Annotated in this window: 16 protein-coding genes; 5 read left to right on the top strand and 11 right to left on the bottom strand. The window is 52.1% G+C overall.

Features of this window, described 5'->3' with window-relative positions; all coding sequences use genetic code 11:
• Window positions 1-59 precede the first annotated feature (59 nt).
• From DESTI_RS27060 to DESTI_RS27080, 5 genes are all read left to right on the top strand, one after another.
• A complete protein-coding gene (locus DESTI_RS27060) occupies window positions 60-2,513 on the top strand; it encodes a TonB-dependent receptor (RefSeq protein WP_237671458.1) in 2,454 nt (817 codons plus the stop codon).
• A gap of 117 nt (window positions 2,514-2,630) precedes the next feature.
• Window positions 2,631-5,111: a TonB-dependent receptor gene (locus tag DESTI_RS27065; protein WP_014813140.1), complete on the top strand. Its 2,481-nt coding sequence runs from the start codon at window positions 2,631-2,633 to the stop codon at window positions 5,109-5,111.
• 58 nt (window positions 5,112-5,169) lie between these two features.
• Complete coding sequence (locus DESTI_RS27070) at window positions 5,170-5,847, top strand: hypothetical protein (RefSeq protein WP_014813141.1); 678 nt, start codon at window positions 5,170-5,172, stop codon at window positions 5,845-5,847.
• A 64-nt stretch (window positions 5,848-5,911) separates the two neighbouring features.
• Window positions 5,912-7,114, top strand: a complete 1,203-nt coding sequence (locus DESTI_RS27075; protein ID WP_014813142.1) for an efflux RND transporter periplasmic adaptor subunit — start codon at window positions 5,912-5,914, stop codon at window positions 7,112-7,114.
• An 80-nt stretch (window positions 7,115-7,194) separates the two neighbouring features.
• Window positions 7,195-7,812 carry a DUF3786 domain-containing protein gene (locus DESTI_RS27080; protein ID WP_014813143.1) on the top strand — a complete coding sequence of 206 codons (618 nt, stop codon included), beginning with the start codon at window positions 7,195-7,197 and terminating at the stop codon, window positions 7,810-7,812.
• A gap of 65 nt (window positions 7,813-7,877) precedes the next feature.
• Here DESTI_RS27080 and DESTI_RS27085 read toward each other — a convergent pair whose 3' ends face one another.
• From DESTI_RS27085 to DESTI_RS27135, 11 genes are all read right to left on the bottom strand, one after another.
• Window positions 7,878-9,746: a VWA domain-containing protein gene (locus DESTI_RS27085; protein WP_014813144.1), complete on the bottom strand. Its 1,869-nt coding sequence runs from the start codon at window positions 9,744-9,746 to the stop codon at window positions 7,878-7,880.
• 2 nt (window positions 9,747-9,748) lie between these two features.
• Window positions 9,749-10,762, bottom strand: a complete 1,014-nt coding sequence (locus DESTI_RS27090) for a magnesium chelatase ATPase subunit I (RefSeq protein ID WP_014813145.1) — start codon at window positions 10,760-10,762, stop codon at window positions 9,749-9,751.
• Window positions 10,759-14,547 carry a cobaltochelatase subunit CobN gene (cobN, locus tag DESTI_RS27095; RefSeq protein ID WP_014813146.1) on the bottom strand — a complete coding sequence of 1,263 codons (3,789 nt, stop codon included), beginning with the start codon at window positions 14,545-14,547 and terminating at the stop codon, window positions 10,759-10,761. The genes DESTI_RS27090 and cobN overlap by 4 nt, the downstream gene beginning before the upstream one ends.
• Before the next feature lie 14 nt (window positions 14,548-14,561).
• A complete protein-coding gene (locus DESTI_RS27100; protein WP_014813147.1) occupies window positions 14,562-15,308 on the bottom strand; it encodes an ABC transporter permease in 747 nt (248 codons plus the stop codon).
• On the bottom strand, window positions 15,305-16,138 hold the full coding sequence (locus tag DESTI_RS27105; protein ID WP_014813148.1) for an ABC transporter ATP-binding protein: 834 nt from the start codon (window positions 16,136-16,138) through the stop codon (window positions 15,305-15,307). Before DESTI_RS27105 ends, DESTI_RS27100 begins: the two co-directional genes overlap by 4 nt.
• On the bottom strand, window positions 16,135-16,914 hold the full coding sequence (locus tag DESTI_RS27110; protein WP_014813149.1) for an ABC transporter ATP-binding protein: 780 nt from the start codon (window positions 16,912-16,914) through the stop codon (window positions 16,135-16,137). Before DESTI_RS27110 ends, DESTI_RS27105 begins: the two co-directional genes overlap by 4 nt.
• A complete protein-coding gene (locus DESTI_RS27115; RefSeq protein ID WP_014813150.1) occupies window positions 16,911-17,918 on the bottom strand; it encodes a FecCD family ABC transporter permease in 1,008 nt (335 codons plus the stop codon). Before DESTI_RS27115 ends, DESTI_RS27110 begins: the two co-directional genes overlap by 4 nt.
• Window positions 17,908-18,897 (bottom strand): ABC transporter substrate-binding protein, encoded by a 990-nt coding sequence (locus DESTI_RS27120; protein ID WP_014813151.1) that lies wholly within the window; start codon window positions 18,895-18,897, stop codon window positions 17,908-17,910. Before DESTI_RS27120 ends, DESTI_RS27115 begins: the two co-directional genes overlap by 11 nt.
• A gap of 11 nt (window positions 18,898-18,908) precedes the next feature.
• Window positions 18,909-19,898, bottom strand: coding sequence for an ABC transporter substrate-binding protein (locus DESTI_RS27125; RefSeq protein ID WP_157212291.1), 990 nt, complete (start codon window positions 19,896-19,898; stop codon window positions 18,909-18,911).
• 19 nt (window positions 19,899-19,917) lie between these two features.
• Window positions 19,918-20,691: an energy transducer TonB gene (locus DESTI_RS27130; protein WP_014813153.1), complete on the bottom strand. Its 774-nt coding sequence runs from the start codon at window positions 20,689-20,691 to the stop codon at window positions 19,918-19,920.
• A 100-nt stretch (window positions 20,692-20,791) separates the two neighbouring features.
• On the bottom strand, window positions 20,792-21,124 hold the full coding sequence (locus tag DESTI_RS27135) for an ExbD/TolR family protein (protein ID WP_014813154.1): 333 nt from the start codon (window positions 21,122-21,124) through the stop codon (window positions 20,792-20,794).
• Between the last annotated feature and the right edge of the window lie 8 nt (window positions 21,125-21,132).

Consider the following 21,132-nt stretch of genomic DNA (forward strand, 5'->3'; position numbering starts at 1 on the left):
CCGAAGTGTTTCAACGGCATCGGGCGACTACTCGCTCCATGTCGTATGGAAGAGGAGTCATGAACGCTATGCGTTTTCATCATACACGATTACTTTGTCTGCTTTTTGTCTTCGCAGTCCTTCTTGCGATCGAAGCCCCTCTAACGATTGCTCAGGAAGTGACTCCCTCACAGCAATTGGAACGCGTCGAGGTGGAGCCTCCAGAGCGCCGCCCAACGTCTGGCAGTGCGGGGACCGGCCAAGGCTTCGGTTACGATCAACCTATACCCGGAGGCCAGGAGCGTTCCGACTTCCCGCTTACGTCGAGTCAGGTGGTTTCTCCCACCGGACGGGTCGCCAATCTGGCCACTGTGCCATCGGCCATCACCGTGGTGGAAAATCAGGGTATCACTGCTCAAGGGAGAACGGGAATCGTAGACATGGCCACAACAGCTCCAGGCACATACGCCGGGGGCTACAGTACTGCAAACATGTTTAATGCCCAGATCGGCATGCGAGGATTTGCCGCAACCCCGGCGTCGATAAACCGCACGGCCATCATTCTTGAAGGCCGGAACATGGAAATCCCCAGAAGTGAAGCAAACACAGGGTTCCTTTTTCCCGAGATCATCGACAGGGCTGAAGTGATGCGAGGTGACGGAACTGTCCAGTTCGGCAACAAGGCAATCGGTGGCTCCATAAATATCTTGCTCAAGAAGCCGCGCCAGAATCCGGGGACTTACTTCGGTGTCGAGGGACGCTCGTGGTACGGCCAGCGCGAGTGGGCCGCTACGAACCTCGTTCGAGGTCCGGTTGCAGCAGGGATTTTCTGCGGTATGTACTCGGAGCAGGGATTCAGAGTGTACGGGGGCGACGGTCAGAGCGAAGAATTCGTCGGACGACCAGGCCCGTGGGAACTGTACAATGTAATTCCGAGCCTTAATTGGAAGATCACACCTCGACTCACATTCGACGTAACGTACGTGTATTCCAAGGAACGAATGGCAGCGCCTGATGACGTCCGGTTGGATCGATGGGACAGGCGCGACACGAGGGACGTAAGTAAAGGGCGAGCTGATGGCGGCGCTGACGAACGTGTGGACAAAAACGTGCTTCTCAACCTGTATTACGATGGGGGGAGGCTCGGCAGTTTCGAGGTGAAAGGCTTTCAGCGGTACTACGATACTGCCAGTTACAGCTATCTATTTGCATCCGATTTCGGCAGAGAAGCCCAGTTTATCAGATGGGCCGATTCAGGGCTATCCCTGAAGTACACCCGTACGGACCAGTACAGGTTTGTACGGAACGACTTGACGTTAGGATCAGATCTGTACGACGGGTTTTACGGCAGAGGAGCCAAAGAAATATCGGGAAGCGGCACAACTGCCTCGCCTTATTCTCTCATCTTTAAGAACGAAACCTCCACGTATCGAGAAAGCCTCGGATACTACGTCATCAATCAGATGCGATTCTGGGACAGATTGATCTTCGGCCTCGGTTACAGGATAGAGAATTACGAATTCAAGGACCTCTATTTTCAGAACCGACAAGGGACCGGCCGCGTCGGACAACGCTATCCCATGAACAAAAGCGCGGCCTTTTACAGTCTGGGACTGGTGTACGATCGTGAACTCGGTTCCAACATTTATTGTAAACACTCCCGGACCTACCGATTTCCTACTATCTCTGAAATGATCAACACCGGTCGCACATCAACATCCCATCCGAATTCCATCTATTTCCTGCAACCTGAAGAGGGTACTTTGGAAGAAGCGGGAATTCGCCACTGGTTCACTCCGAACATCTATGCGAGCCTCATATACTACGAACTGGAAATGGACAATGAGATTCTCGGAGACTGGGACGTGAGGCTTTCTCCGCCAAGGCGTTGGAATGCCAATGTCCCGCTTGTTGCTCACGACGGAATAGAATTCGAAGGACTGGTACGCTTGACCCCTCGGTGGACCCTCAACGGCAATTACACCAGACAGAGAGTTTATTACCGCACGGACAGCATAAATCCAAGAGACTTTAGCCAGGGCCGCTTAACAGACAAGTGGGTTCCCCCGAATCCAGGCGAAATGTGCAACCTGTGGCTCAGTTATGACAACACAGACTGGGGATTTTCCGCATCAATACATTACCGTTACGTGGGAAAGCGATACTTCCAGGGTGACGACTTTAACGTGGCGCGAGACCTTGACGAGGTTAAGACCGCCGATCTTGCGGTTTCTCAGACGTTTTTTGATGGGCTAACCACTCTGTACTTCGGCATCCAAAACATCAACGATCTCCAGTATTCATTGGCGTCGTACTACTACCTCTCGTCGGGAGTGCCGGTTTACCAGTTCTACCCGAATGCAGGGCGCACGTACTATCTCGGTCTAAAGACCTCCTTGGATTTCGACAAGATGAAAGTCCCGAGCGGCGCGGACCTGCAGCGGATGCAAGAGCGGCTGTACGGGGCCGTGGGGAGTGGAGTAGACAGTCTGACAGGCGTTTCGGCCCGAATACGGGGATTAATGAGCTTGTGACACGCTTTGGAGTGCCGATTCGAATCCAACGAGGGGTGAAGCGTCATCATCACCCCATAGCTTCTGTCCGCCGGAGAGAAATGATTCTTGCTGTATCGAATAGGAGTATGGGCCGCAATGCGTTTTCGTAATGTAGTCATTCTAAATGCCATCGCTTTCGTGATCGCTTCGACCGTGATGGCCGTTCCTGACTGCAAGGCCCAGTCGTCAGGTGCCTCACAGCAATTGGAGCGCGTCGAGGTGGAGCCTCCTGAGCGCCGCGTGACATCAAGCACCACCGGATCTGGGCAAGGCTTCGGTTATGATCAACCAATACCCGGAGGCCAGGAGCGCTCCGATTTCCCTCTGACTTCGAGTCAAGTGGTTTCCCCTGGTGGCAGAGTGCAGAATCTAGCTACGGTTCCTTCTGCCATCAGTGTGGTGGAGAATGAAGGCATCACCGCTGATGGCCGAGCCAGTCTGCGTGACATCGTTCGAGGGACGGTGGGCACTTATGTGGGGAGCACTAATTCTACCGCTCTGAATGCACAGTTCGGCATTCGAGGGTTCACTTCGGGGGTTACTTCGGCCGATCGGACTGCGATAATTTTAGAGGGCCGGAACCTTGAGCTTCCCAGAAGCGAGAGCAACGTTGGATTCATCTTTCCGGAAATGGTGGAAAGGGTTGAGGTCATGCGTGGTGACGGGACCATTCAGTTTGGCAATAAGGCCATTGGTGGTTCGCTGAATATACTTCTGAAGAAACCCAGGCAGAAGCCCGGATTGTACATGGGATCTGAAAGGACATCCTATTACGGTCAGCGCCACTGGATTTCAGGTAATCTCGTCCGAGGACCCCTGGCCGCAGGCATCTTCGGCGGCTTTTATTCAGATGAAGGATACCGACTTTACGACGGTGAAGTGGAGACGACGGGAGGAAGATATCAACCCAAAGAGTTCGTCAATCGACCCGGCCCGTGGGAGCTTTTTAGCGTTATGGCAAGTTTGAACTGGAAGATTACGCCAAGGTTGACGCTGGACGGCACTTACTTGTTCACAAAGCAGAGAAACCCTACTGCTTCAAATGTATCCAAAGATATTTTTGACAGAGGCGACATACGGTACGTGGCGAAAGGTTACGCCGACGGACCGGCCAACGATGTGTGGGACACGTTTACGATTCTTAGGTTGTTGTACGACGGAGGAAGTCTCGGAACTTTGGAACTCCTTGCCCATCAGAGATATTACGACATCCGGAACTTCAATTACGTCTTCAATTCGTCATTGAGCAATAGGGCGAATCTCTTGAGATGGGCTGACAATGGCCTCTCGTTAAAGTACTCGCGCACTGACACATACTCTTTTGTTCGAAACGATCTCACGCTCGGCCTGGACCGTTACGACGGCCATTTCGGAAATGAAACTAAGAAGCCAACGGGAACCACGCCAACCATCTCTTTACGACATGACCAAGAGCAGTCGGCCTATCGAGACAGCCTCGCGTACTACGTGATGAATCAGACACGTTTTGGGGACCGAGTGATACTCGGTTTGGCGTACCGAGTCGAGACGTACGACATAAAGGATCTCTATTTCAACGAACGTTCAAGTAGCTCTCCTTTTTCTGTAAACATTCGAGCCGCTCGAGAATACTACCCTCAGTTCAAGAGTGATTCCCAGATCAGCCTCGGCGTGGTGTACGACAAGGAACTTGGATCGAGCATCTATTATAAGCATACCCTCCCTTATCGCTTCGCCACCGTCGGCAACATAATCAATACCGGTGGGTTGGCAGTAATTGGTACCCATCCGGACCCCATTTATTGGTTGGGTCCGGAAGAGGGCATTCTCAATGAAGTCGGGATTCGTCACTGGTTCACGCCGGACATTTATGCGAGCCTTGTCGGCTACGAACTCTATATGAAGAACGAAATACTGCAAGAATGGGACATGAGGCTTGCAACCCCTGCACGGTGGACAACCAACGTACCGTTGGTTTCTCATAGAGGAATTGAGTTTGAGGGGTTGATAAGGCTTACTCCCAGATGGACGCTCAACGGCAATTACACCCTGCAAGAAGTGAGGTATCTCACCTCAAACATCAATCCGGCAAACCTCAGACAAGGGCGACTGGGGGGAAACTGGGTACCGCCCAATCCTGCGCAGATGTACAATTTGTGGCTGACTTACGAGAACAAAGACTGGGGGTTCGCAGCCTCACTCAGTTATAATTACGCATCTAAGCGCTACTTCCTGGGTGACGATTTGAACATCGGCATTGATCTGGACGAGATCAAAGTCTTGAACTTTGCGTTGTCTCAGGACTTTTTTGACGGTCTCGCCAACGTTTACTTCGGCATCAAGAACGTAGCCGACTACCGTTACGCGTACAGCACCATCTTTTCGATAGTGTCAAATCAACCCACGTATTCATTCTATCCTGAGCCGGGTCGCACCTTTTTTGGGGGCATAAAATGTAATCTGGATTTCAATAAGATGAAAGTCCCGACTGGTGCGGATCTCCAACGGATGCAGGAGAGACTGTATGGTTCTTTGGAAGGTGGGCTGAACGGTCTGGCTGGGGTACCCGGAAGGATCAGAGGCGCTCTATCCTTCTGAGAGGGCATCAAACAACAGAATGCAAGCACAACACGACCAACTTTTTGGGAGAACAAAAATGCGGAGCATTAAGCTCTTTCGTTTGGCGATCACACTAATTCTGACCGTATGGATAGTCCCCTCGGGAGTTGCAGGAGAGCCCCTGCAAAAGTGCTCCATTCAAGGCATTCGGCCTGACTGCGCAAGAGAGCCCCAGTCTCGCCGAGGGCCGAGTTGCGGAATCGAACTCACCTGCACTGATAAGCCGATGCAATTGGGATATTCCGATGGAGTCTGTTTTCGGGCCACCTGCCCGGGAATATGGGGTCTGATGCACAAGAGAGCCGACCAGGCCTCTTTCAGACGCCGATATTTCTCGTATCGGCACTACGCGTTCAACGGAACGTGGGAACTCAAGGGTCAAGGAATCATCGAATCCGGGCCAGCGGCTTTTCGTGAGCTCTTTCTAGTGCTTCCCGAAGATTTGATTGAATTCAAGCTGCGCGATCCGGATTGCAACGCAGCCATTGAGGTCACGAATCTGGGGTACGTCAAGAAAGGGAGCGTTGAGGAACTCAAGAAATGGGTGGCCTACAACACGTATTTGGAGAGACCGGTTTATCAGACTGCAGAATCGCAATTGCAGCGGGACCAGGCCGCGGGGCCTTGGTATCCGGGGTCACCTTACGGCTACGCGGACATCATTATAAGCCCCATGACCTACATGGGCCGTTTGTTGGGGCTGCCGTGGTTCTAGAGTGTTACGATAGTCTTCCCAGCGATTTTTTGGCCCTTTCTTGTGGGGCCATGGAGACCTTGGCTTGAAAAGAACCTTTCTCGTCGTAGCGTTGGTGGCGGTACCGCTTGCCTTGTACGCCACCCATGTCCATTACGCGGACAAGCCCGCTGAAACCAAATATCTTACCGCCCCAGTCGAGAAAGGAACTGTACGCTCCGAAATCAACTCAACCGGCACCATTAAGCCTCTTGTCGAAGTCCTGGTGGGAAGTCAGTTGTCAGGTACAATCAAGGAGCTTTATGCAGATTTCGAATCTACGGTAAAGCAGGGACAACTCATCGCCCTTATTGACCCGGCCACGTTCAAAGCCGAGGTTGACCAGGCTCAAGCCGACCTGGTTGCTGCTAGAGCTGCCCTGAATCAGGCCCAAGTAACTCATGAAGACGAACGACGCACACTTAACCGTAAGGTAAGCCTCATCTCCAATCAGTCCATATCTCAGAGTGATTACGATGCCGCCAAGACACGTGCCGACCGTGCAGAAGCTCAAGTGCTTTTGGAACAGGCCCGAATCGAACAACTGGAGGCAAAACTGCGAAAAGCTCAGGTTCAACTTGATTACACAAGGATAGTAGCTCCAGTGAATGGTGTGGTCACTTCGCGCAATGTAGATGTCGGCCAGACGGTTGCTGCAAGCCTGCAAGCCCCCGTTCTGTTCAAGATTGCCGAAGATCTGTCACGGATGCAGGTCCATGCAAGTGTGGATGAAGCAGACATTGGTCGAATTGAGGCCGGAAAGGGCGCAGTCTTTACGGTTCCCGCATTTCCGGATGAATCATTCTTCGCCAGGGTCAAGCAGGTGCGAAACGAACCCAAAGTGGAACAGAACGTTGTTACCTACACAGTCGTCCTTGATGTGGACAACAGTTCCCTGAAACTGAGGCCGGGGATGACGGCAAATGTGACTATTCTAGTGAATGAGGTTCGTGATGTCTTGTTGGTGCCTGAGGCGGCCCTTCGATTCAAGCCGGCTTCTTCCATGAAAGAACGCAAAGATCACAAGCCTGCATCTTCTACGAAGAAACCTCCGTCTGCTAAAGTTGAGCCTACTGTTTGGAAGCTGGATAATGGTCAGCAACTCGTACCGGTTAAGGTGCGAATCGGCCTCCAAGGTAGTGAGAAGGTCCAGGTTTTGTCAGAGGAACTCAAGGTCGGAGACCGTGTGGTCGTTCAGGCAGCGAGTAAGAAAGCCGCGGAGAAGCACCTCAAGGGCCTCCGCTTTTGAATTCGAGGCTAGCAGCAAAGCGGCTTAAGAGTCTCCCCTCTTCCTTCAAAGCGTCTCAACAGAAACGAGAAGGAAAGATCGTGAAAGAAGAATCGGAATCTCTGTATTTCGATGAAATCTATCGTGACTATCTTGACAAGATTGCCCGGATCGACCTCAACAAAGTCAGCGAGGGTCTGGGCATAGTGGTGATAGGCGAAGATGCGATCATGCCGCTTTTCGGTATGGAGCATCGAGTTTCTGCTCGTGGCATCGTCAATCAGGATGGTCGCCGGCCCAGTCATTCAGTGAGTGTGGTCCTGTGCAAGTACTTGCTCATGTGTCCTGAAACAGAGCCTTTGGACAGCAATTTGGTCTCTTATCGAGACTTCAAAGACTCCGCTCCTTTCGCTGAAGGCTTCCGCGCCAATGCAGAAGCAAACATCAGCCGGGCCTTTTCCGGACGCATTGGGAAGCTGGAACAAGCATGCCAACAACTTATGGCGCGTCCTGTTCAAGAGGATTTCCCCGGACAATTAAAGATGCGGCTCGACGCCTTGCCAAAGGTGCCCATTCTGTTGTTATTTAACGACGAAGACGAGGAATTCCCTGCACAGTGCTCCCTGTTGTTTGAGCGCCGGGCCGAGAAATATTTGGATATGGAGTGCCTGGCCATTTCAGGATGGATACTTGCTGAATGGCTCAAGCAAAGGTTGTAGAAGCAGCTTGCCCACCTGAGCGGTCTCCGGAGCCTCGGTTATTGCTCTATTCAGCCAAAGCAAACCTACCCTTTTTCTTGCTTCACTAAATCAACCAGATAGTCGGCCTTAAGGTCATCTATCGTATAGTAACTCGCGTTAAGCCGGTCGGCCAATGGAACAGCGAAATCAGCCTTCATGAACTTGCTCTTGTCCTCTGTATCCACGACGATGTAATCCGTTCCGGGGATTTCGCTGAGGAGTTGCGAAATTCTCATGACTTCTTCTTGAACCGGAAGACCGGATAGCGAATGGTTCGCCCTTCCGTCAGTGATGATCACAAGCAAGAAGCGAGTTTCCGGAGCTTTCTTCGCGTACCTCTTGATCAGGTTATAGGCCTCCATCAGGCCCGAACCCAAAGGCGTCTTTCCTCCAGTGGGTATTTCTTTGAGTCTTCGCGAGGCATGCTCGACACTTGAAGTCGGCGGCAGCACGATCTCGGCCTTTTCCTTCCTAAAGACGAGCATGGCCACTTTGTCTCGTTTCTGATAGCAATCCATGAGTAAGGACTGGATTGCGCCTTTGGTCTCGACCATCCTCTTCTGCGCACCCATCGAACCGGAGCCGTCAACGGCAAAAATGACTAAATGGCCAGTCTTCTTCTCTCGCTGCTTGTACCGGAGATCGCGATCGTGGATAACAAGCATATTATCCCGGTTCCGGAGGCTTTGATAGGGTGCCGCTGCACGTATAGTTGCATCTATAGCGACATCGTCTTCTGCTCTGAGGATGCTGCGTACATATCTTCCACCTTTGTCCTTGGAACGTGTCTTCGTCCTGCGTCCTGCGGACATACGTTTCAATCTGTCTTTTCTGAAAGAAAGACGTTTTGTACGGAAGGTTTCTCCAGTATCGAACACTTCTTCCCTCAGAGCGGTCTCACGTGGAGAAGTATCGGGGGTGAATTCATCATTGTCATCAGGGGCAGAGGACTCAGCATTATCTGTCTGCGGCATCTCATCACAGCCTTGCTGTTGCTCGCTTTGCGTATCGTTGGATTCGGGCTGCTGTTCGTTCTCTTTGTCCTCATGGTTATGCTCGTGAGTGGTCTCTTCTTCGGGCGGCAATACGTTTCTTCTACGATGCACTAGAACCAACGGTGCAACGGCATCCACGTGGCTTGTATTAGCTTTTTTGTCCCCGCGGTACGCTGCATAGGCCTTGGTCGCGTAGTACAGAAAGAGTTCCGCACGGTGCCCGGAAACGGCATTTTCGAGACACCTTTGTGCGATGTACTCCCACACACCTTCGGAAACGGTAACCTGTTTGAGAAATCTTCTGGAGTTCTGAATCCTGTTTCGCAAGGCCTCGTCCGCCAGAGTATTTGGGCCATCAAGATTGAACCGATTTGCCACGGCCCTCTTGACGACCGAGGTTCGGTCTTTCTTATCCCAAAGACTTTCCCACAGCACGCACATGCCGAACCGATCAATGAAATGTGGAGAGAGAAATGCCTCCTGCGGGTCCATAGTGGCAATGAGCATGAAGTCTGCGTCATGTCGCTCAGACAATCCTTCCCTCTCCACGAAATTAGCTCCTCTGCCACTAACCTCTAGGACTAGCGAGACCGATTCGGGCGAAAGAAGGTTGACATCATCGACGAAAAGGATACCGCCATGTGCTCTACTGAGGAGACCCCGTTGGATCACCTTTTTCCCTGTGCGTATGGTCGTTTCAATATCTATGGTGCCAACGAGGGCGTCTTCAGTAACATTGAGGGGGAGCGTAACGAAAGGCGTTCGTTCCGGAAGAAGTCTCTTGAACAAACGAGCGAGTGTTGTCTTTCCGCTCCCCTTTTCTCCTGCGAAAAGAACACCGCCACAGAGCGGCTCAATGGCATTGAGGGTAAGCGCAAGCCGAGCGTCTTCATGACCGACAAAATCGCTGAATCCCATGGTTACAAGCCTGCTAGAGCTGTTCGAAGCTTCTCGGTCCCTTGTCCTATTTCTTCGAACGGAAGCCTCTTCATCCTGTGTCCAAGAGCCAACTGCGCAGCATCTCGTAGGTCTTCGGCCGTTATAGATGTGTTGTCTCTCAGGGCTGCAAGTGCCTGGGCGGTCCTCATGATGACAATGTCCCCCCGATGGCCGTCAAGACCGAGCGCTGCCGTGATTTCTACGATCTTGTCAAGCGATTCGTCCTGAAACTGGATGTCCCGAACCTTTTGCTGAGCATTTGTAATGTCTTGAGCGAGAGCTTTTTGCTCGTCTTCCCACTGATCAAGGAATGCATCGGGATTTGCATCAAAGGCGGCTCTCCTCTTCAGGATCTCTTTTCGGGCAGCCTTGTCCTGGAGAGATGTGATCCTGACGCACAGCCCGAAGCGGTCCAGGAACTGTGGACGCAAGTCACCTTCTTCCGGGTTCATGGTGCCCACGAGGATGAAACGGGCTGGATGGACAAAGGAGACACCTTCTCGCTCTACCGTATTAACTCCCATCGCAGCAGCGTCCAGGAGGAGGTCTACGATGTGGTCTTCCAAGAGATTGACTTCATCAACATAAAGAAAATTCCTGTTTGCCTCGGCAAGAATTCCCGGCTCGAACTTTTTCTCACCATGCTTGATGGCATGTTCAATGTCCAAGCTTCCCACAAGCCGGTCTTCAGTGATGCCAAGAGGTAGCTCCACGACCCGCATCCTTCGTTTTTCCTCGTGTAGCTGGCCATCGTCAGAGAGCGTGTCTCGGCATGAGGTGCAGAGGAAGCCATTAGGATCGCAGTTGAAGGAGCAGCCTTTGGCAATGCTCATCTGGGGCAGGAGTTCGGCCAGTGCTCTCACCGCTGTGCTCTTTGCCGTTCCCTTTTCACCCATTATCAATACACCACCAATGGTCGGGTTGATGACGTTCAGCACTAGCGCTAATTTCATTTGTTCCTGCCCGACTATGGCGGTAAACGGGAATATACTCATAACACTTGCTCCATTTTCCTTTTCCAGTTCTCGACTTCTTCCGACGTGATAATGTCGATGCTTCCCCCCTGGAAATCTCCCTTCACGTCTCCCATTCTCTCTTCGATCCATCCTTCTATTTCGACGTAGAGTTCTTTAAGTGCTTCTTTCACATCGGGCGCAGGGTTCCAAAGTTCCCGCTCTGCGGCTTCTATCAGCCTCCGGGCGATCTCTTCCAGAGCCCAGGGATTATTTTCCTCGAAGAATTTCCGGTTTTCTTCATTCATCATGAAGGTTCGCGCAATATCATCGAACACCGAGTCATCCACGGCTTTGGCAGTTGCCTGCCAGCCATATACGCGGCCCACACGCTTGCTGATCTCGCCGGCACCTTTGTAACCGTGCTCCTTCATCCCCTCGATCCATTTCGGATTCAGGATCTTGCCTCGGGCTATGCGACGCATTTCTTCTGTCAGTGTCCGGACAGATACCCGATCCTGCTCTCGGGTATCGCCGTAATAGTTCTGGATGTTCTTTCCAGAGAGCACCCGAGCAGCGTTGATCATGCCTCCGTGGGTCCCGAAGTAACAGCAGCATCCGGTGAGATCATATTCATCAGTCACAGTTTTGTTGAAGGTCACATCGACAGTTTTGAGGTTGTCGGCAAGGCTCCTATGGGCAGCCTCGCCGAACACGTCCTTCCCGTACGCATAGCCGTTCCAGTAAAGAAATACGTCGGAAAGGTCCTTCTCAGTTTTCCATGCCGATGCGTATACCGCGAGTTGAGTGCCTGCCTGATACGTGCCCGGCATGCTTGCAAAGATACGATATGTGGCGGCTCGCACTGCTTCGGCGTCATCGATTGAAGAGCCGTTGAGCCTCTCCAGTGTGTGTTGTCGTACATAGTTCTGATCCAGCGGCTCATCAAGCATTGCAACCGCCTGAACGATCTCGTCGAGTACATCGATCGTGGAGGGGAAGTTGTCTCGCGTAATCCCTGAAACACGAATGGTGACGTCAATTCTCGGTCTTCCCAGTTCCTCAAGTGGAATGACATCGAATCCCTTGAGTCGGCCATTGTTGCGCCAAATGGGTCGAGTCCCGAGAAGGTACATCATCTGGGCCATTCCCTCGCCGTCGGACCACATGATGTCTGTACATTGCCAGTAGAATGCAATTGTCTCAGGGTAATGGCCTTCGTCATTCAGATACTTCTCAACGGTTCTGTCTGCCAGTTTCTTGCCTATTTCCCATGCGGATGTCGTCGGAACACGCTGAGGATCCAGGGAATAGAAATTGCGGCCGGTAGGCAGAATGTCGCTTCGACCGCGGGTAATCAAACCGCTTGGACCAGGCTCGATATAACCGCCATCAAAACCGTTTAGGAGCGATCCAACTTCATCGGTATCCTGAACATTGCAGATGACCGATGCTATGTTTTTTTCGAGTTGCGGAATGTGATAAGCGAGGTCGTCCGGAATGCGGTACCGCTCTTCCAGTGCGGTCCTCAGGGTTGAGTCGTTAAGGACCATCACTCTGCAGATTCGGTTGCATTCGTCATCCGCTTGCTCTCGAAGGGCCTCCTCATCCAACGTCTGCATCTGTTCGATAAGCCGGGCGATAAGCCATCTCAGTGATCCTTCTCCTGTATCAAATCTGATTATAGCATGGACGAAATCAGCAAGTTTTTCATCCGACGGCAGTCTGCCGAAGATGTGCATCCCTTTTGGTATGTGCATCTCCTTGAGCACCTGAAGCGAATCATGGAGATCGTGAATGCGTTCCGAGAAATTGTCATGGTTGAGTTCTTTGCCATCTAAAAGGTTCAGAGTCTTTGCTTGCTCCATTATCATGTGCTGAATAGTGTGGGCACGAGCCGGTTCCGTGTTTTGGAACCGTTGGTACTCATCGATCAGCCGAGCCAACTGGTCAAGATCGCCGTAAAGCTCGCCTTTGACCATGACGGTTTGCATGTGATCCACGAGAACAGCGATGCTTCTTCTCTTTGCAATAGTTCCTTCGGGTGGATTGTCGGCGTTGTAGATGTACAAGTGCGGCATAGTGTCGATGCCGATGTCCGGGAAACAGCCTGAAGAAAGGCCGGTCGCTTTTCCCGGCAGGAATTCAAGATTGCCATGAGTGCCCACGTGCACGATCGCATCGACCCCGAATTCACGTGAGAGCCATTTGTAAGTCGCCACATATTGATGTGGAGGCGGCACGTCGGGATCGTGAAGAATCTTACATACCTGTCCGTCGCATTTTGCCCCTGCACAGCCCCTTTTGGGTTGGACGCACACCACAGCATTCCCGTATTGCACGCCTGTAACAAGGATCTTGTTGTCGTATACCATCGCCGCGGGGATTCCGTCTTTTTCCTCGCCCGGTGGATTGCCCCACGCATCGGCCATTCGGACCCGCACTGCTTCAGGCAGCTCGTTGAACCACTCTTCGTACTGTTCCTTCGTGACCATAGCCAGCACACCGCCTTTATCCACTATCTCTTCCACCGTGGTCCACCGGAATTCCGAGATGGCCTTTCGATCCATTATGGTTTCGATCAAATCCTTGCCGTCGGCTGGTGGCTGAACTGAATAGCCTTCCGAAGCCAAGCGCTTTAGGATATCAGCGACAGTCTCAAGAGTGTCGAGATGCGCTCCACCGCCTACGGTAGCCTCCACTGATGCGCAAGGATTGTTGTGAAGAATGAAGGCAACACGCTTCTCCGGATTCGGCTTCTTCCGAAGATGAAGCCACCCTTCAATCCGTTTTGCGAATCGGTCTATCCGCTCATGAATTGGCTCGTACGACTCTTCCTCAGGCTGACTTATGTTTTGTGCAGCACCAATGATGATCGGCTCTATCACGCCCTCGAATTCAGGCATGGCCATACTCCAGGCCACCTGCATGCCAAGGCCGCTCGGATCTTCAAGCCATTGTTCAGCATTCTTGTAATACGATGTCACTGGGCTGAATAGAGGCATGTTCAGCCGTTTCATAACCTCGATACCCGATGGGGCATCCTCGGCCTTCATTTCTCCTCTGGAATTACCGAGGAAGAATACCGTCAACTTGATGACGCCCTCTACAAGGGGCTTGCCATCTCGAATGAGGAAATTCTCTATGACCTCTACTCCCCCAAGGTTGCCGAGTCCCGGATCTTTCAGCGGATACATGAAGATGGGAATCACTCCAACGCCCAATCTTTCAAAAGCAGCAATAAGGGAACGTTCAACATCAAGGTTGCCGGTAGCCCAAGCGGTTCGCAGATAGAGTAATCCCACGAACTGCAGCGGCTCCACACCAAGCCAGTCTCTATACCAGGAGAGGTAGGCATCCGTTTCCTGGAAAAGGTCTGGACCGGCAGGATGATATATGCCCTGCCACGGCACTTCTTCCGGTTCGCCATATTTGATGTCCTGACCAAACAGGCTGTGCATGAGGTACCGCAGCATATTTGCCATGTTTTCCCGCCCATTGAAGAGAATATAGCGGTACACAGTCGCAACTGTTTCTGGAGCGATGGAAGAGAGTGCCCAGAATGATGGGTCACTGCCGACCACCACTACAGGAATGTGGTCGCGAAGCTCGCGGATTTCTGGCTCAAGCTCATCCCAGAATCCTTCCATCGTCCGGTACAGAAGGATACAGTCCGCCGAACGAAGACTCGATTTCACTTCATCGACAAGACCTGGAGTCATGTTCAGTTGCTTGGTGGAAAAGGACGTGAGTGTGATCCCCAGCTCATCTGCTGCCTCTTTGATGAGAGGCAGATAATTTGACCACATGACTGTGCAAATATGCACGGCAACCTCCTGGACTATTCGCTGTAGTCTCTGATCAATCGGGAACCGATGATGAAGAAAGCGATCGCATAGAGAAGAAGAATCACCAACGATACCAAGCCCTCCCAATCCAGCGAATTCTGACGTATGAGAACATTGGAATGGGTGAGCGGCAAAACCCACACCACTGGGCGAAGCAGCTCCGGTATTCTGTCCACCGGGAAGAAAGTCCCGCCGAAGAATGCCATAGGCAGAATGAAGAAGTTGTTGTATGTGGCTGTATCCTCATGAGACTTGGCAATCATGCCGGTGATGACCCCGAGACTGGCAAAGAGGAAACAGTTGAGCAGAAGGGTCATCACGAAAAGGGGAGTGATCGACAGATCTCTCGCAGTGATGAATCCAACAATAAGAATCAGGCCCGATGCAAACAGCCCCTTCACCATTCCTGCCAATACTTCTCCCACCATAATGGCCGACGGCCGTATGGGAGCTTGGACGAAGACCTGGAAGGTTTTGAAGTATAGCCGGTTGAGATTCAGCGCATTGGCTACCCAGGTGTAGGAATTGTTCATGGAACTCATTGCCACGAGTCCCGGAATCAGATAACTGAGATAGTCCGTGCCCTGCATCTGCACGTTTCTCCCGAGGCCAAGGCCGAAAGTAAGGAGATAGATGATCGGCACAAGCATCGCGGAGAAGAGATAGCCGACTTTGAGGAGCTTTCTCCTGAACAGGAGCATCTCGCGAAGAAAAATGGGATACCAGTCTCGTCCAATCATTCGATACGCTCCCCCGTGAGCTTTATGAACACGTCCTCAAGATTGGACTTTCGAATTGTAACGGAGCAGTCCTGGCAGAGCGCAACGCCGTGAGCCTCCTCGCGGTCCTTGCATATGCGTTGAATGAGCTTGCCGTCACCGTTAACGAACTCGACGATATACTCGCCTACGGTGGCCTTTAGGTTCTTCGACGTGTCCAGTGCAATGAGCGAACCCTTGGCGAGAATGCCCACCTGATCACACAGCACCTCAGCCTCTTCGATGTAGTGGGTGGTGATAACGACCGTCCGGCCGTCTATACGAGTCTTGCGGATGATGTCCCACATTTGCCGCCTGATCTGGGGGTCAAGGCCAATCGAGGGCTCGTCGAGGAACAGGACCGACGGTTCAGTAAGAAGCGACCTCGCGATAAGAAGACGGCGCTGCATACCGCCCGAGAATCGCATGACTACACTGTCCCGCCGATCCCAGAGATCCACGAGTTGCAGGCACGAGCGAATCTTCGTTTCACGGTCGGACGTCCCATGTAACATGCAGTAGATCAAAAGATTCTCATACGCTGTCAGCTCGCGGTCGAGGTTGTTTTCTTGGGGAACTACCCCCATAAGTCTTTTGACTTTCACTGGATCTTTTGCTACGTCATGCCCTTCTATGAAGCAGTGCCCCGCGTCGGGCTTCGTCAATGTGGTAAGCATCTTGATGGTCGTTGTCTTGCCTGCTCCATTAGGTCCAAGAAGTCCGAAGACGCTGCCCCGTTCAATCCGAAAGGAGAGATTTTCGACGGCCCGTATCTTGCCGTAATGTTTTTCCAGTCCCATGACTTCGATCATGATTCGCAGAGCCTCGGCATAATTACTCTCCAGCCATTGACGGGAACTACCGAAACATCAATCCCATACACCTGGGATAAATTCTCCTCGGTTATGACCTCATGCGCCGCACCTTGTGACACCACACAACCATTGTTGATCATCACTACTCGGTCGCAAAAAAGCATAGCCAGATTCGGATCATGGATGGTCATCAGAGCGGTTACTTTCCTTTGTTCTGCGATCTCCTTCACCTTTTTGAGAACAAGCACTTGATTTTTGAAATCAAGGTGAGAAGTCGGTTCGTCTAAGAGCATCACGGGCGCTTCCTGCGCCAATGCTCGCGCAATGAGCACGAGCTGTCGCTCGCCTCCGCTTATCCTGGTGTAGGGCCTGTCCTTGAGGTGAGCCACACCGACACGCGCAATCGCCTCTTCCGCTTTGGAATAGTCGCTGCGGGATGGAACGGAGAACATGCCTAAATGAGCGGCTCTTCCCATGCTCACTGCTTCAAGCACCGAATACGGGAAAGGCGGCTCGTGCTCTTGTGGAACAACTGCGATGATTCGGGCGATCTTGCTATGAGGTGTGCCCAGGATGCTCTCTCCTCCGTACATTACGTCGCCCCTTTGGGGTTTCCATATGCTCGAAATACATTTGAATAAGGTAGTCTTGCCCGAACCGTTCGGCCCGAGGATGGCGGTGAGCTGGCCGCTTTTCGCTTGGAAACTCATACCGTTCAGCACAGCCACAGCAGCATGGGGGTGCCGATAGTGCATGTCAGTCACGGCGATCATGTGCCCCAGCTCTCCTTTCCGCCTTTCTTCATGAGATAAATGAAGAAGGGCGCTCCCGTAATTGCCGTTATGATGCCCACCGGCACATCGAAGTTGGTGAGGCTTCGTGCCAAGGTGTCAGCGACAATCATGAATGCCGCTCCGCCCGCCATGCTCAATGGAACAAGGCTTTTGTGGTCGGGTCCTGTCGTCATCCTCACGAGATGGGGAACCATCAAGCCGACCCAGCCGATGATTCCGCTCACTGACACGGCAACACTGACCGCGAGCGACGAAGCGGCTATAAAAATCATCCGTTCTCTTTTCACGTTGACCCCGAGGCTCTTCGCTTCGCTTTCGCCCATACTGAGGGCATTGAGGCGCCACCTCATCAGGAATACCGGTAGCAAACCTGCGGCAATGCCGATACCGGCTATTTTCACCAGCTTCCAATCGGACAAAGAGAAGCTACCCATCAGCCAGAACACAATGCTCTGCAGCTTGTGCGGATCGACCAGGAATTTGACGATAGAGACCATCGCAGTAAAGAATGCAGACATGATCACACCGGACAAGATGAGAGGAAGCCTCGAAACCTCCCCTTGTGTCTTTGCGATGCTATAGGTCAGCAACACAGACGCCATGCCGAAGACAAACGCCATCAACTGTAAGGGTAGATGAGAAAAGAATCCGATTGACAAAGCACATCCCAGAGCAGCTCCAGCAGATATGCCTAGGATAAAGGGGTCCACGAGGGGGTTCCTGAATATTCCCTGAAGCGTCACACCGGAACCGGCAAGGGCGGTGCCGACAAGTCCGGCAAGCACTACCCGAGGTAGCCTGATGTCAAGAATGATCGACGACTCTGGCGAGTTTGAAAACCCGGAATACGGCAACATGTCCTGGAAAAGGATTCTGAGAACGCTCATCGGTGACACGTGGAAGGCGCCCACAAACAGAGCGATCCAGCCGGCGAAGAAAGGGGAAATCAATATCAGTATCTGAATGATGGACTTACCTTTCAAACTTGCTCACCTTCTCATAAGGAATGCCGTACACTTCCTGGTAGAAGTCATCGAAACTGCGCTCAACATCAATATTCTTGAACAAATCGGGATAAGTCTTCATGGCCATCCAGAGAGCCACGGGCGCTATCCTTGGAGACCAGTTCGACCAGCGCGGAGCCTTAAACACGCGGCCTTCGTAGACTGCCCTGATGCGCCGCCACTGGTCACTGTCAAGGATATCCTGGGCCATATAGCCAGCATGGCCCCAGATGAAGATTACGTCCGGATTCCATGCGATAATCTGTTCCATCGATATGTCGGAACTCGTTTGAGGGATGTCTGATGCAGGATTAATACCTCTCATCAATTCAATCAGGCTATTAGGGACTCCGGTCTTGCACGCCACCTGGGTCGGCTTGCCAAAAAGCCAGAGGACCTTTTTCCTCCCTTGAGCGGGGATTTCTGACACCCTCTCCCTGACAAGTCCAAAAATCTTCTCCATTTCTTTGATGATGATCTCAGCTCTTTGTTCTTTTCCGAACAGCGTACCGTGAAGCCTCATCACCTCGTACAGCTCGGTGAGACCTTCCGGAGACACACCGATAACTCTCAGACCCTTCTGTTCTATGAACCTTATTGCCTCCGGTTGAAAAGTCCATGTGATGACGACATCAGGCTCGAGTTTCATGAGGACTTCTGCGCTCACATCAACGCCGCTTCCGGCAGATGGAATGGTACTGGTTATGTCCGGTCTGGCGGCTACCATGAGGTCGTTACTATAGGCGTACCTTCCAACCCCCACGATCTTGTCCCAGATGCCAAGCGCAGGAATAAGCTCGTACGTCTGAAAAACGACTGCCCTACTGACTGGCACTGGAATAGTTACCACTCTCCCGAGTTTGTCCGTATAGGTAAGTGTCTCTGCGTCCGCACCAACGACGAAGGCCGGAACGAGGACTGACAAAGCGAAGATAATTGTTATGTTCCGTATTTTCACGGGAGAACCTTTCAGTCCTCAATACTGTTCAGGCTTTGGTACGATATGCCGTACAGCTTCTGGAAGAAGCTTTCCGTGACTGCCTCCAGATTGACGTCCCTAAAATGCTCGGGGTAGGTCCGCTTTGCCATCCAGAGGGCAACGAGAGCTAAACGCGGCGACCATCTTGACCAGTGAGGCGCTTTGAACACTCTCCCCTGCTTTACTGCTGTGACATGCCGCCACTGATCACTATCCATGATGTCTTTCGATTTGTACTGGGCGCCGCCCCAAATAAATATGACTTCGGGATTCCAGGCTATTATCTGCTCCATGGAGACTTCGGTGTTTTCCTCGTGAATCGATGCCGCTACATTCTCCCCTCTAATCATCATGAACGTGTCATGAGGAATGCCTGTCCTACCTGCTACCGTGGTTGGCGAGCGACCCAACCAAAGAACCTTCTTCTTTTCGCTGTCCGATATTGCTGAAACACGTTCTCTTATGAGATCGAAGATCCGCTCCATAAGTATGATTGACTGTTGGACCTGTTCTTCCTTTTGGAAAAGTCTTCCCTGCAGCCTCATGACCTCGTAGAGCTCGGCTATGCTCTCAAGATATATCGCTATTACCGTCAGACCCTTTCTCTCCATGAACGGGACTATGTCGGGCTTGTATGTCCAGGTGAGGACCAAATCTGGGTTGAGTTTCAACAGGGCTTCGATATTGACATCCAACCCGCTTCCGGCAGATGGAATGGTTCTTTCTATATCTGGGTTAACCGCTCGCATGAGATCGTTTTCATAAGCGTACCTGCTGATGCCAACCATTCTGTCCCATATACCCAAATGGGCTACCAACTCGTACGTCTCAAAGAAGACCGCACGCTTAATAGGGAGGGGGACATCTACTGTCCTTCCAAGCTTGTCAGTGTAAGTGAGTGTTTCCGCGTACACCGTCCAGGTTGAAAAGAGCAGCAGACAGCAGAGCCCTGAAGCGATTCCCTCTTTACACCTCATCATGCCGCCAAATCACTTTCCATCATCGCGCTGCCGTGGCGCCGGATGACGTGCCGGACCGCTTCTCTTTGAAGAGAATAGGGAGCGTGTAGGCCAAGCTGTCCTGATTCACCGAGGCAGGAAAGGCAGGAAATTTTTCCGAAGCCTTTCGAATGATCTCTTTCGCGGCATCGTCCAAGGCTGCGCAACCGGACTGCCCGACCACTTCAACTCGGGTAATCTTTCCGTCGCGATTAATGGTGAACGACACCATCACCTCTCCATGGCGTTTCTCTTTCAGCGCATCACGGGGAAAGAACGTGGCCTGCCGTATCGCTGCCAGCATCAAGGACTGAAAATCTCGTAATTCCTTTCCCAAAGCGGCTCGACACATGTGGCGATTGCTCGCCTCTTGAGGCTTACTTGCTGACGAGTCGTCCTGTTCTTTCTTTCGAGGCTTCTCCTCCTCTGCGATCAAGGACTTGGAATTGGGGTCCTCTTGGATGTCTGTCTCGCCCCGTTCCAGGGGCGCGACCGAAGCTTGTTTGGTGAGCAACTCTGGCCGGTCTTCGGGTTTGACTTGTTCCTTGATCTTCTCAGACTCAATTGCCGCCGGAGAGTCAGATTCGCAGGCAGTCGTGGCGATAGGCGTCAAATCTTGGTCCGAGACGACACAGACAAAGACCCGGTCCGGATCGCCGTCGAGAGCACCAGCTATGCCTGTCCTCGCAGGCATAATCATGGCAAGCGCCCCGAATGCGCATGCGTGAACAGCTACCGAAACGCAAAGAAAAGGAATCAACGGCTTCATTGTCATTCGGTCACTGCTCTGTCAGAGCCGTTGTTCTGCTCCTTCTTGGGTTGAGTCATGATCGCGATTCGATGGAGACCCGACTGTTTGACAGTTCCAAGCAGATCTACCATCCGCCCAAAGCCGGTACCCCGATCACCTTTGATAAGGTTGTGTTATTGTCTTCCTGCGCTGATACCATCAACCGTGAGAGTAGGGCTTCCGGCTCCACTGGGTCCTTGTCGAGATAGACCGCTCCAGACTTCTCCACCGAGAGCGTGATTTCCTTTCGCTCTTTTTGAATTTTCTGCGAAGACGCCTCAGGGAGATCAATTCTGATGCCAGGGGAAATGCGAAAGGTCGTTGAAAGAAGAAAGAAGATAATCAGCAGAAACACCAAATCCACCAAAGGCGTAATGTCGAGAAGACTTCCCTTCGTTTTCTTGCGTTTGGCCCACATAAGGCTAT

The sequence above is a fragment of the Desulfomonile tiedjei DSM 6799 genome (assembly GCF_000266945.1).
Taxonomy (GTDB): domain Bacteria; phylum Desulfobacterota; class Desulfomonilia; order Desulfomonilales; family Desulfomonilaceae; genus Desulfomonile; species Desulfomonile tiedjei.